Annotated in this window: 10 protein-coding genes; 5 read left to right on the top strand and 5 right to left on the bottom strand. The window is 71.9% G+C overall.

Features of this window, described 5'->3' with window-relative positions; genetic code table 11:
- Genes ABD732_RS18360 through ABD732_RS18350 form a run of 3 tightly spaced genes read left to right on the top strand, consistent with a single transcriptional unit; the run spans nucleotide 1 to nucleotide 3,031 of the window.
- A complete protein-coding gene (locus tag ABD732_RS18360; RefSeq protein WP_344786223.1) occupies nucleotides 1-864 on the top strand; it encodes a glycosyltransferase family 2 protein in 864 nt (287 codons plus the stop codon).
- Nucleotides 865-902: 38 nt separating this feature from the next.
- Nucleotides 903-2,366: an amidase gene (locus ABD732_RS18355; protein ID WP_344786221.1), complete on the top strand. Its 1,464-nt coding sequence runs from the start codon at nucleotides 903-905 to the stop codon at nucleotides 2,364-2,366.
- Nucleotides 2,363-3,031, top strand: coding sequence for a GntR family transcriptional regulator (locus ABD732_RS18350; RefSeq protein ID WP_344786219.1), 669 nt, complete (start codon nucleotides 2,363-2,365; stop codon nucleotides 3,029-3,031). Before ABD732_RS18355 ends, ABD732_RS18350 begins: the two co-directional genes overlap by 4 nt.
- Here ABD732_RS18350 and ABD732_RS18345 read toward each other — a convergent pair.
- Genes ABD732_RS18345 through ABD732_RS18335 form a run of 3 tightly spaced genes read right to left on the bottom strand, consistent with a single transcriptional unit; the run spans nucleotide 3,015 to nucleotide 8,617 of the window.
- The gene (locus ABD732_RS18345; RefSeq protein WP_344786217.1) at nucleotides 3,015-4,478 is read right to left on the bottom strand and encodes an NAD-dependent succinate-semialdehyde dehydrogenase; all 1,464 of its coding nucleotides are present in this window, start codon (nucleotides 4,476-4,478) and stop codon (nucleotides 3,015-3,017) included. The genes ABD732_RS18350 and ABD732_RS18345 overlap by 17 nt on opposite strands.
- Before the next feature lies 1 nt (nucleotide 4,479).
- The gene (locus ABD732_RS18340; protein ID WP_344786215.1) at nucleotides 4,480-7,326 is read right to left on the bottom strand and encodes an FAD-binding and (Fe-S)-binding domain-containing protein; all 2,847 of its coding nucleotides are present in this window, start codon (nucleotides 7,324-7,326) and stop codon (nucleotides 4,480-4,482) included.
- A 4-nt stretch (nucleotides 7,327-7,330) separates the two neighbouring features.
- On the bottom strand, nucleotides 7,331-8,617 hold the full coding sequence (locus ABD732_RS18335) for an aspartate aminotransferase family protein (protein ID WP_344786213.1): 1,287 nt from the start codon (nucleotides 8,615-8,617) through the stop codon (nucleotides 7,331-7,333).
- A gap of 84 nt (nucleotides 8,618-8,701) precedes the next feature.
- Here ABD732_RS18335 and ABD732_RS18330 point away from each other — a divergent pair, with 84 nt between their 5' ends.
- Entirely contained in the window at nucleotides 8,702-9,706 is a 1,005-nt protein-coding gene (locus ABD732_RS18330; RefSeq protein ID WP_344786211.1) for a D-2-hydroxyacid dehydrogenase, read from the top strand.
- Here ABD732_RS18330 and ABD732_RS18325 read toward each other — a convergent pair.
- Nucleotides 9,670-10,626: a LysR family transcriptional regulator gene (locus tag ABD732_RS18325; protein WP_344786209.1), complete on the bottom strand. Its 957-nt coding sequence runs from the start codon at nucleotides 10,624-10,626 to the stop codon at nucleotides 9,670-9,672. The two genes, ABD732_RS18330 and ABD732_RS18325, sit on opposite strands and share 37 nt — an antisense overlap.
- Nucleotides 10,627-10,775: 149 nt before the next feature.
- On the opposite strand from ABD732_RS18325, the gene ABD732_RS18320 reads away from it, so the two are divergent.
- Nucleotides 10,776-11,978 (top strand): Glu/Leu/Phe/Val family dehydrogenase, encoded by a 1,203-nt coding sequence (locus ABD732_RS18320; RefSeq protein ID WP_344786207.1) that lies wholly within the window; start codon nucleotides 10,776-10,778, stop codon nucleotides 11,976-11,978.
- On the opposite strand, the gene ABD732_RS18315 is transcribed toward ABD732_RS18320, so the two are convergent.
- Nucleotides 11,968-12,411: a hypothetical protein gene (locus ABD732_RS18315; protein WP_344786205.1), complete on the bottom strand. Its 444-nt coding sequence runs from the start codon at nucleotides 12,409-12,411 to the stop codon at nucleotides 11,968-11,970. The genes ABD732_RS18320 and ABD732_RS18315 overlap by 11 nt on opposite strands.
- Nucleotides 12,412-12,486 lie beyond the last annotated feature (75 nt).

Genomic DNA, 12,486 nt, shown 5'->3' with positions numbered 1-12,486 from the left:
ATGACGGCATCGGTGGTGATCGCGTACTACCGCGGCCTGCCCGATCTGGACGTCCAGATCAGCGCGCTGGCGCGGCAGGACTACGACGGTGCATTCGAAGTGGTGATCAGCGACAACGAGGGCAGCGCCGACCTGGCCCACTACGTCGAGTCCCATCCGCTGCGTGAGCGGCTGAATCTGCGCCGGGTGGACTCGTCGGCGGTGGCGGGTACCTCCCACGCTCGCAACGTCGGGACTCGCTGCGCCGCATACGATTTCATCGCCTACTGCGACCAGGACGACGCCGTGCATCCGACCTGGTTGCGCGCGATGGTCACCGCGTCGCACGACGCCGACCTCGTCGGGGGACCGCTGGAACGGGAGACTCTGAACGACCCGGTGGTGGCCGCCTGGCGGGTGCTGCCGGACCCGGATGAGCCGTTCGTCCTCGGCCGCTTCCTGCCGATCACCTTCGGGTGCAATCTGGGGATCCGGCGGTCGGTCTTCGAGGCGGTCGGCGGCTGGGACGAGAGCTATCCGACGGCGGCGAGCGACGTCGAGTTCTGCTGGCGCGTGCAGACCCGCGGGTACCGCTTCGCGCATGCGCGAGACGCGATGGTGGCCTACCGCTACCGCACCGGTCTGCGCGAGACGTGGACGCAGGTGATCGACTACGGGCGCGAGGAGGCGCGCGTGGCCAAGGAGTACCGCGCCCCGGGCCGGCAGTGGTGGTGGTTCCCGGTCCATGCCGCCGTGAGCCTCGGCACCGCACCGGTGTGGCCGTGGGCGTGGTCGCGGCGCCGGGTGGGGCAGTGGGTGTGGGTCACCGGGAATCTGGTCGGCCGCATCCGCGGCAGCTTCCGCTACCGAACCGCCTACTGGTAGGATTGTCGACAATTGACAGTCGGTAGTCAGGTGGTGGCATGTCCGAGATATGTTCGATGTCTGCGCTGGAGCTGGCGGGAGCCTTCCGCAGCGGCGAGCTCTCGCCCATGGAGGCCGCCGACGCGGTCCTGACGGCGATCGACCGGTTCGACGGTTCCCTCAACGCGTTCTGCGTGGTGGATCCGGAGGGTGCGCGGGCGGCGGCCGAGCAGGCCCACGAGCGCATCCGGTCGGGCGGCGCGCTCGGCCCGCTCGACGGCGTGCCCGCCTCGCTCAAGGACGTCTTCCTCACCGCCGGGCACCCCACGTACCGCGGGTCCCGGCTGCTCGCCGAGGCCGACGGCGCCGACGATCCCGCGAGCTTCACCGTCGACGCGCCGGTCACCGAGGCCACCCTCGCGGCCGGCTGCGTGGTGGTGGGCAAGAACACGACGCCCGAGTTCGCGTGGAAGGGCGTCACCGACTCGCTGCTGAGGGGGCCCACCCGCAACCCCCACGATCCCGAACTCACCCCGGGCGGCTCCAGTGGCGGCTCGGCGGCCGCGGTCGCGGCCGGCCTGGGCCCGCTGTCGGTGGGCACCGATGCCGGCGGTTCGGTGCGGATCCCGGCCGCGTTCACCGGCAGCGTGGCCCTCAAGCCGACGTACGGCGTGATCCCGATGTTCCCGTCCAGCCCGTTCGGCACGCTCGCGCACGCCGGCCCGATGACGCGCACCGTCACCGACGCCGCAGCCTACATGGATGCGCTCATCCGGCCCGATGCGCGGGACTGGTCGGCGATGCCGCCGTCGGCGACCACCCCGGAGAAGGGCGGCTACCTGGCCGCCGCCCTCGCCGCCGTGCGGGACGACGACCGGCCGCTGGCCGGTCTGCGTGTGGCCTACAGCCCGGACCTCGGGTTCGGCGCCAACGACCCCGACGTGGAGCGCGAGGTGACCGCCGCGGTCGGCGAACTGGAGCGACTCGGCGCGATCGTCGAACAGCCGACCCTGGATCTGGCCGATCCGGTCGATGCCTTCCACGTCCTCTGGTTCGCCGGCGCCGACGCGGTGCTGCGCCCGTTCGGGGAGGGCGCCGTCGAGCGCGTCGACCCGAGCCTGCGGGACGCCCTGTCGCGCTACGCCGGTTTCACCGCCCAGGACTACCTCGACGCCGTCGCCGTCCGGATGGCGCTCGGCGCCCGCATGGGCGTCCTGCACCAGCAGTACGACCTGCTGGTGACCCCCACCATGCCGAGCGTCGCCTTCCCCGTCGGTGCGGATGTTCCGCCCGGCTGGCACAGCCCGGACTGGACGTCGTGGACGCCGTACACGTACATCTTCAACATGACGCAGCAGCCGGCGCTCAGCATTCCGTGCGGGGTGTCCGACGCAGGGCTGCCGGTCGGCATCCAGCTGGTCGGTGCGCGCTTCGACGACCGTGCGGTGATGGCGGCCGGGGCCGCCCTGTTCGAACGCGTCGGCGCCAGGGTGCCGCGCCCGCAGATCTGGGCCGGGCGATGACTGTGCTGGAACCGGTCGTTCAGGAGTCGACACCCGCGCTCATCGCCCGGACGCTGCGCCGGGCGATCTCCGAGGGGGAGTTCCCGCCGGGCACCCAGCTCGGCGAGGCCGCCCTGGCCCGCCAGCTCGGTGTCAGTCGCGGGCCGCTGCGCGAGGCGATCCAGCGACTCACCCAGGAGGGTCTGCTGGTCTCGCACCGCAACCGGGGCGCCAAGGTCCCCGATCTGACGCCGGAGGCGGTGTCCGACATGTACCTGCTGCGCTCGACCATCGAGCGTGCCGCGGTCGAGCGGGTGCTCGAACTCGGCCGCGGGCCGGAGACGGCCGACCGCCTCGACGCGGCCGTCGACGCGATGGCGGCGCTGACCGGCAGTCCCGACTCCCCGGAGATGGTGGCCGCCGACCTGGAGTTCCATCACGAGCTGGTGGAGGCCGCCGCCAGCGAGCGGCTGTCGCGGGTGCACGAGACGGTGATCGTGGAGACCAGCATGTGTCTGCGCGCCATGCAGGCCACCTACACCGAGGGGCAGGACCGGGTCGACGAGCATCGCGCGCTGGCGGCCGCCGTTCGGGCCGGCGATCTGGCACACGCCGTCGCGACTCTCGACGAGCACATGCGCGACGGCGTGGGCCGCTTGAACTCGCCGGTCAGCGCACCGGAATAGCCACGTATTTGGTCTCCAGGAACTCGTCGATCCCGGTCAGGCCTCCTTCGCGGCCGAGGCCGGACTGCTTCACGCCGCCGAACGGGGCCGCCGGATTCGAGACCAGGCCGGTGTTGAGCCCCACCATGCCCGATTCGAGTTCCTCGGACAGCACCAGACCGCGGTCGAGGGACTCGGTGATCACGTAGGCGACCAGACCGAACGGCGAGGAGTTGGCCAGTTCGACGGCTTCGGCGTCAGTGTCGAAGGGCACCAGGGCGGCCACCGGGCCGAAGATTTCGGTGCTCATCAGGTCGGCGTCGGCGGGAACATCGGTGAGGACGGTCGGCGGGTAGAAGTAGCCGGGACCGGTCGGGCGTTGGCCGCCGCACAGCACCCGGGCGCCGCGGTCGACGGCGTCGGCGACCAGCTCGGTCACCTTGTCTACCGCGTCGGGGCCCACCAGGGGGCCCACGTCGATGCCGTCGCGGGTGCCGTCGCCCACCGTCAGCGCCGCCATCTCGGCGGTCAGTGCGGCCGCGAATTCCTCCAGTCGCGAGCGGTGCACCAGGATCCGGTTCGCGGCGGTGCACGCCTCGCCCATGTTCCGCATCTTCGCGGCCATCGCCGCGCTCACCGCGACGGACAGGTCGGCGTCTTCGCACACGATGAACGGGGCGTTGCCGCCGAGCTCCATCGACGTGCGCAGGACGCCGCGCGCGCACTGCTCGAGCAGGAGCTTGCCCACCGGCGTCGAGCCCGTGAACGACAGCTTGCGCGCCTTCCCGGAGTCGATCCAGGCTTCGGTCACCTCCCCGGGGGAGGTGGTGGACACCACCGACAGGACCCCGGGCGGCAGACCGGCCTCGACCAGCAGATCGGTGACGTACAGGGAGGTCAGCGGGGTCAGCTCGGCGGGCTTGTAGACCATCGTGCAGCCGGCGGCGACCGCCGGGCCGATCTTGCGGGAGATCATCGCCAGCGGGAAGTTCCACGGGGTGATCAGGATGGAGGGGCCCACCGGTTCGCGGGTCACGATGAACCGCGTCTTCCCGTCCGGGCTGCGCCGCGCGTCCCCACCGATCCGGACGGCCTCCTCGGCGAACCAGCGGAAGAACTCCGCCCCGTAGGCCACCTCGCCGCGCGCCTGATCGAGCGGCTTGCCCATCTCCGTGGTCATCAGCAGGGCGATCTCGTCGGTGTGGTCGAGCACCAGCTGGTAGGCCCGCCGCAGGATCTCCGATCGCTCGCGGGCGGGCACGGCCGCCCACTGCTTCTGGTGCGCGGCCGCGGTCTCGATGGCCGCCCGGGCGTCGGCCCGCCCGCCGTCGGCGACGGACGCGATCGTCTCCCCGGTCGCCGGGTTCTGAACGTCGAACCCCGCCCCGGACTGCGCGGGCCGCCACTGCCCGTCGATGTGGATGCCGGTGCCGAGCCCGGCGATGATGTCGGTGACGGAGCGGGTCATGTCATTCCTCCTGAGGGTCGGGGTCGAGGAGTTCGAGGATGTGCCGGCCGGGTCGGCCGGCCTCCAGATGGTGGACCTGCGTGGTGCACGAGAAGCCGTCGGTCAGGACCGGCACCTCGGGATGGTCCCGCAGCGCCGGGGCCAGCGCCTGCTCGGCGATCGCATCGGCGACGCGCTCGTGGCCTGCGGTGAAGCCGAAGTCGCCGGCCACACCGCAGCAGCCGGTGGCCTCCACGACGCTCGGCACCCCGAGCGCGGTGAGCGAGGCCCGCTGGACCCGGTTGCCGAAGGCCGCGTACTCATGGCAGTGGGTCTGCACCACCACCGCCTCCGGCGGTGATCCACCGGGCCAGGACGGTGCGCGGCCCTCGGCGGCGAGCGCACCGAGATGAGTTGCAGCCGAACGGATCCGGGCGGACACCCGGCGCGCGACGTCGTCGTCCAGCAGCCGCGGCAGTTCCTCGCGGAGCGTCGCCGCGCAACTCGGTTCGACGACGACGATGGGCACCTCGCCGCCGTCCGGGCCGCGCAGCGCATCGAGGTGGTCGGCGGTGCGGCGCAGCGTGCGCCGGGCCGCACCGAGACGACCGGTGGTGATGTGCGTGAGCCCGCAGCAATGATCGGCACTGCAGGTGACGCTCGAGTGCGCCGCCCCGAGTACCCGGGCGGCCGCACCGGCCACCGCCGGGCGCAGGCCGCGGGTGAAGGAGTCGACGAACAGGATCACCTCGGCGGGGCCGCCGGAGTGGTTCACCGTCGACGGCACCCGCGCCAGCTCGGCCCGCAACTGGGCGGCGGACGCGAACTCCGGCAGGGCGCGGTCGGTGGTGACGCCGCCGAGGCGGGCGCCCAGTGCGCCGGCTCGGGTGCCCATCAGCCGGTTCAGCGGCCGCGCCACATGCGGGGTGATCCGCAGCCAGAGCGGCAGCAGACCGAGCGTGTAGTGCGCTCGCGGCCGCAGGCGGCGGGCGTAGCGGTGGTGCAGGAACTCGGACTTGTAGGCGGCCATGTCCACGCCGGTGGGGCAGTCGGACGAGCACGCCTTGCAGGCCAGGCACAGTTCGAGGGATTCGGTCACCTCCGCCGACCGCCAGTCGGCAGCGGTCGGGAGGTCGCCCCGGATGAACTCCTGCAGCACGCGGGCGCGGCCGCGGGTGGAATCCTTCTCGTCGCCGGTGGCGCGGAACGACGGGCACATCACCCCGCCGGTGGCCGTCCGGCAGCGGCCGACGCCGATGCACGACTGCGCGGGGTGCTCACCGGCACCGGCCAGGGCGAGGTCGGCGTCCATCGGGCGCGGCGCGCGCAGCCCGCCCGGGGCGAGGATTCCCCGCGGATCCCACAGGGCCGCGAAACGATCGAAGGCGGCCAGCATGCGCGGGGTGTACATGATCGGCAGGAACTCCGAGCGGGCGCGCCCGTCCCCGTGTTCGCCGGACAGCGACCCGCCGTGCGCCACCACCAGGTGCGCCGCGTCGGTGCAGAAACTGCGGAAGACGTCCCGGCCGGCGGTCGAGCGAAGGTCGAAGTCGATGCGTATGTGCATGCATCCGGCGCCGAAGTGCCCGTACATCACCCCGGTCAGGCCGTGCCGGTCGAGCAACTCGCGGAACTCGGCGAGGTAGTCGGCCAGATTCTCCGGGCGCACGGCGGCGTCCTCCCATCCCGGCCAGGTGGTGATGGTGTCGCCGGTCTCCGGGTCGATCAGCTGCGAGCTCAGGCCGGCGCCGTCCTCGCGGACCCGCCACAGGTCGGCGCGCTCGCCCGGGTCGCGCACCTGCCGCAGGTCCACGATGTGCCCGTCGCGGCGCAGATCGTCGATCAGTGCGGTCGCGGCGCCGTCGGACTCCCCGGTCTCCTCCACTTCGATGAACAGCCAGGCGCTGCCGGCCGGAAGCTCGGCCACCGCGTCCGCGCCGCGCCGGACCCGCATGGTCTCGACGATCACCCGGTCCACCCCTTCGACGGCACTGGGGGAGTGCCGGAGCAGCAGCGGGACGTCCCGTGCGGCATCGACGATGTCGGCGTAGCCGGCGACGATCAGCGACGTGCGCTGCGCCCGCGGGACGAGTCCGACGGTGACCGAGGTGATCACCGCGCAGGTGCCCTCGCTGCCCACCAGTGCGCGGGCGACGTCGAAGCCCTCCTCGGGCAGCAGATGCCGCAGGTGGTAGCCCGACACCTGGCGCGGGATGCGGCCGAGTTCGGTGCGGAACTCGGCCAGGTGGTCGGCGGTGAGTGCCCGCAGTTCGGTCTCCAGGTGCTCGGCGCGCGCCCGGGCGGCCGCATCGTGCGGGTCGGTGGCGCGCACGCCGCTGCGGGTGGCGGTGAGCCGCAGTCCGTCGGAGGTGACCAGCGCGAGTTCCACCACGTGGTCGGCGGTGCGTCCGTACTGCACCGAGTGGTTCCCGCAGGCGTCGTTGCCGACGGCGCCGCCCAGGCAGGCGCGCGACTGGCTCGACGGGTCGGGGGCGAAGGTCAGTCGTGAACCGGTGGCCTCCAGCACCGCGGCGCGCAGCGCGGTGAGGACGACGCCCGCCTGCGCCGTGGCGGTCCGCGCCTGCTCGTCGACGTCGAGGACGGCGTGCATGTGCCGGGACAGGTCGAGGACCACGCCGGTCCCGATGGCGTTGCCGGCCATCGAGGTGCCGCCGCCGCGCGCGGTGACCGGGGTCCGGTGGCGGTGACAGACGGCCAGCGCCTGCGCCACCTCCCGCTCGTCACGGGGGAAGAGGACGGCGGTGGGGACCACACGGTAGTTCGAGGCGTCGTAGGAGTACTCCGCGAGCCGGCGAGGCGAGTCGTCGGGCGCCAGACCGGCGTCGCGCAGCGCGCCGACCACCGTCATCTCTCTAGGCCTCCACCACGCGGCGGACGGCGCGGACGAAGCGGTCGGTGCCGGTGGCGACCTCCTCGGCGGTGACCACCAGCGGCGGAATGATCCGCACGATCGACCCGGTGGGGCCGCACGTCAGGGTCAGCAGATCCTCGTCGATGCACGCCTGCTGGACTGCGGTGGCCAGCCGCGCGGCGTCGGCGGCTTCGGGGCCGCCGGCGTTGGCCGCCGGATCGCCGAACTCCACCCCGAGCATCAGGCCGGTGCCGCGGATGTCGCAGATCTGCTCGATCCCGGCGAGGCCGGTCCGTAGGCCGTCGAGCAACTCACCGCCGCGGACCCGCGAATTCTCCACCAGCCCTTCGCGTTCGATCACCCCGAGCGTGGCCACACCGGCGGCCGCGGCCACCGCGTTGCCGCCGTATGTGCCGCCCTGCGAGCCGGGCCAGACGCGCGCCATGATCTCCTCCGGTGCGGCGATCGCCGAGATCGGGAAGCCCGAGGCGATGCCCTTGGCGGTGATGATGACGTCCGGAACCAGGTCGGCGGTGTGCTGGTGGCCCCAGAACTCACCGGTCCGACCGATGCCGGCCTGGACCTCGTCGAGGACCAGCAGGGCGCCGTGGCGGCGGGTGCGTTCGCGCAGGCCCTGCAGGTAGGCCGGGGGCACCGCGAGGTATCCGCCGTCGCCCAGGAAGGGCTCGATCAGGACGGCCGCCAGCTCGTCGGGGTGCACGCGGGTGGCGAGCAGGTAGTCGAACTCCTTGAGGGCGTGCGCGACGGCCTCCTCCTCGGACATCTGCAGCCGCAGCGCATCCGGGAACGGGGTGGTGGCCACGCCCGCCATCAACGGACCGAAACCCGCCGAGAACTTGGTGCCGGCGGTGGTCAGCGAGGCCGCGGCGACGGTGCGTCCGTGGAAGCCGCGCTGCACGGTGACGATGTACTGCCGGCCGGTGGCCATCCGCGCCAGCCGCACCGCCGCCTCGACGGCCTCGGAGCCGGAGTTGGCGTAGAACACCGAATCGATGCCCGCGGGCAGATGGTCGCCGAGTTTGTCGGTGAGGGCGAGCAGCGGCTGGTGCATCACCGTCGTGTACTGCGCGTGGATGATCTTGGCGCACTGTTCCTGGGCGGCGGCCACCACCTCGGGGTGACAGTGCCCGGTGCTCGTGACGCCGATACCGGTGGTGAAGTCGAGGTAGTCGCGGCCGTCAGTGCCGTGGATCCACGAGCCGGAGGCGTAGTCGACGACGACCGGAGTCGCCTGCTTCAGGGCGGGGGACAGTGCTGCGCTGCTCATACCGATCAGTGTTCCGCCGCTGTCGATCATTGTCAACGGTAGGATTGTCGACAATCGTCACAGTGCGCCAGCTACGGTGGAACGATGAGCGATCATCCTGCCGATGAAAGACCGATCGTCGTCCTCCTCACCGCCGAGGGGGTGGAACCGCCGGCGGATCTGGGGGCGATCGAGGAACTGGCCCAGGTGCGCGAGGGGAGCGCCGAGACGCTCGCCGAACACCTTCCCGGCGCACAGATCCTCCTGGTCTGGGACATCTTCTCCGACGCGCTCGCCGCTGCCTGGGACTCCGCCGATGCCCTGCGCTGGGTGCACGTGGCGGCTGCCGGCGTCGACAAGGTGCTCTTCGACGGACTGCGCGAGTCCGAGGTGCTGCTGACCAACGCGCGGGGCGTGTTCGACGAGCCCATCGCCGAGTACGTGCTGGCCTGCGTGCTGGCCCACGACAAGCAGCTGCACCGCACCGAGGCCTACCGCGCCGAGGGACGGTGGGTGCACCGCGAGACTCGGCGGGTGGCCGGCCGGAAGGCACTGGTGGTCGGCACCGGCGGCATCGGCCGGGCATGCGCCCGCCTGCTCCGGGCGGTGGGGATCGAGGTGACCGGTGCCGGACGTCGTGAACGGACCGACGATCCCGACTTCGGGACGGTGGTCGATTCGGCCCGCCTCGCCGATCATCTGGGGCAGGTCGATCACCTGGTGATGGCCGCACCGCTCACCGAGCAGACGCGCGGCCTGCTGGGCGAGGTCGAACTCGCGGCGCTGCCCGACGGCGCCCACGTGATCAACGTCGGGCGCGGCCCCCTGGTGGATCAGGAGGCGCTGACCGCGCAGATCGCCGAGGGCCGGCTCGCCGCGCACCTGGACGTCCTGGTCACCGAGCCGCCGGCGGAGGGCGATCCGCTGTGGACGCTGCCCGGCGCACATCTGTCCCCGCACATGTCCGGGGACGTCGTGGGATGGCGGGACACGCTGTCCCGGCAGTTCCTGGAGAACCTGCGCCGCTACGTCGCCGGCGAACAGCCGGGTCCCCCGGTGGACAAGGACCGCGGCTACGTCTCGGGCGATTCGGCCTCGGGGGATTCGTAGGTTTCGCCGGTGGGCGGCGGCAGGCCGAGCGTCTGCGCCGCCTCGCTCATCGCCTCCAGGAAGGCGCGCACCGCCGGGCGCTGCGCGTCACGGGACCGGTAGACGATGGACAAGTTGCGTTCGAACCGGTCGGCCACCGGTGTGAGCTCCACACCGTCGGGCACGTCGGTCGCGGCGAGCTCGGAGATCAGGCTCAGCCCCAGGTCGGCCCCGACCAGGGCCAGCGCCGTCGACTGCTCACCGACGGCGTGGTGCACGTCCGGCTCGAAGCCGGCGCTCCGGCACGCGAGACGGACCGCGCGGCCGAAGTGTGAGCGCGAGTCCGCCAGAATCCACGGCTTCGTGGCCAGCGACGACAACGCGATCGCCTCCTCCTCGAAGGTGCCGGTGGGTGCGGCGACGAACATCTGCTCGGCGGCGATCGGGCGGCTGCGCAGGGCCTGGGTCCGCGGCATCAGGTAGTTGGAGTAGTCGATGACGAAGGACAGGTCCAGCGACCCGTCGCGCACGGCGTCGGACCCGTCCTCGGGTGAGAGTTCCACCGAGCGCACCAGGATGCCGGGGGCGCGGTCGGCGAGCGTCGTCATGCCGCGCGGGAACAATCCGCTCGCCACCGAGGCCCACACGCCCACCTGCAGCGTCGCGGTGAGACCGTCGCGCAGCGACTCGATCGCATTCCCGGCCTGGGTCACCGCGTCGAGGATCGACTCGGCGTGGTCGGCCAGCAGTTCACCCGCCTCGGTGAGCACCAGCCGGCGCCCGCGGCGCTCGAACAACGTCGCCCCCGTCTCGCGCTCGAGCAGGGACAGCTGCTGGGACACCGCCGAAGTCGAATAGTGCAGGGCGTCGGCCACCGCCGTCACCGTCCCCCGGTGGCGCAGATCCCGCAGCAACTTGAGCCGGTGCAGCGACACGTCCATGGACCGAGACTAGAACGAACGCGCGATTGTGAAGAGGAACTGAACGGTGACGTGCGGAAAAGCCTCGTGGACCTGCGCTTCCGGGCGGCCGAGACTTGAGATGCGAGCGACGCAGGGTCGCCCGGCATGAGTGGTAGGAGGCGATGGGCATGACGCTCACCCCGATCGGTCCGGTAACGAACCCACTCCCGTCGCGGATGCCGCGGCGGGAGCCCTACCTGCGTATCGAGTGGATCGACGAGATCACCGCGGCCAAGGGCTATCTGGTGGTGGACAAGCTCGTCCGCGGCATGGCCACGGGCGGCACCCGGATGCGCGCCGGGTGCACCGCGAGTGAGGTCGCCGACCTCGCCCGCGGGATGACGAACAAGACCGTGGCCTTCGACCTCCCGGTGGGCGGGGCGAAGGGCGGCATCGACTTCGACCCCAAGGATCCCCGCGCCAAAGGCGTCCTGACCCGCTTCTGCGATGCGATGCGCCCCTACCTCGACAACCACTGGGTCACCGCGGAGGACCTGGGGGTCAGCCAGCAGTCGATCGACGAGGTCTTCGCCGGTCTGGGCATGCGCCAGTCGTTCCACGCGGCGATCGAGCGCTCAGCGACTCCCGCGGCCACGGCCGAACGGGTGGCCGCCGGCCTGAACGCCTCGGCGCCCGGTGGTCTGCTCGGCGACGTCATCGGCGGCTACGGCGTCGCCCAGGCCGCGCTGGCCGCGGCTCGGGTGCGCGACTGGACGTTGGGCGAGACCGAGATCGCCGTTCAGGGTGTGGGCACCATGGGCGGTGCGGCGGCGTACTACCTCCACGAGGCCGGTGCCAAGGTCGTCGCGCTCGCGGATGCGACGGGCACGCTCTACGACCCGTCGGGGCTCGAGGTGCCGGCCCTGCTCGAGTCGAGGAACCGGTTCGGCGAGATCGACCGCGGGATCGTCGGGCCCGGCGTGCAGGTACTCGAACGCGAAGCGGTGCTCGGCCTGTCGTGCGACGTACTGATCCCGGCCGCGGTCTCCTATGCGCTCACGCTGGACAACTGCGAGGACGTGCGCGCGTCGATCGTGGTGGAGGCCGCCAACGCCGCGACCACGCCGGACGCCGAGCTGTCACTGGCTGCCCGCGGGGTGGCGGTGCTCCCGGACTTCATCGCCAACGCCGGCGCCGTCGCCTGGGCGTGGTGGCTGCTGCTCGGCGACGTGGGTGAGGACTACCGCGACTCCTTCGGGCGCCTGGCGGCCGTGATGCGATCCAAGGTGACGTCGTTGCTGACCGAGTGGAATCCCGCCGAGGGACCGGTGCGCTGGGCCGCCGAAGTCGACACCCGCGTCGACGCCGGAGAGTCGCTGGTCATCCCGTGACGGGGGAGAGCCCGGTGATGCACCAGCCCTGGGCGTCGTCCTTGCGCAGCTGCACCGTGTAGTTCTGCACCGGGGACGCGGCGCCACTGACCGAGACGCCGGCGTGACCGTTCCCGCCTCCGGTCGACGCGGGAGAGGTGATCTGCATCGATCCCGCGGTGAACTCGGAGTCGCCGAACGACTCGCGACCCTCGTTGGCGGCGACGTCGTCGCTGCAGAAGGTCTGCTCCACCGCATCGGCCACGCCGGCCTCGTTATAGGTGTCGACGAACTGCTCCACGATCGACTGCGCCGTGGCGCTCTCGGTCAGCGGGTCGGTGTTCGACCGGGGGAAGTCGCCGCAGGCAGCGGTGCCGGCGATCACCAGCCCCGCCAGGACGGCGGAGATCAGGACCGAACGGCCGCGGGCATTCGTCTGACGCTGCTTCTGCATGCCCGTCAGGCTACAGGTTCGGCCGTTGACCAGCGGAGTTGTGTTCGTGTTGGGGCGTGTGTAACTTAGTCCTGG

The organism is Gordonia caeni (assembly GCF_039537105.1).
Taxonomy (GTDB): domain Bacteria; phylum Actinomycetota; class Actinomycetes; order Mycobacteriales; family Mycobacteriaceae; genus Gordonia; species Gordonia caeni.
Note: the sequence above shows the minus strand (reverse complement) of the source record. Positions and strands in the feature narration are given on the sequence as shown.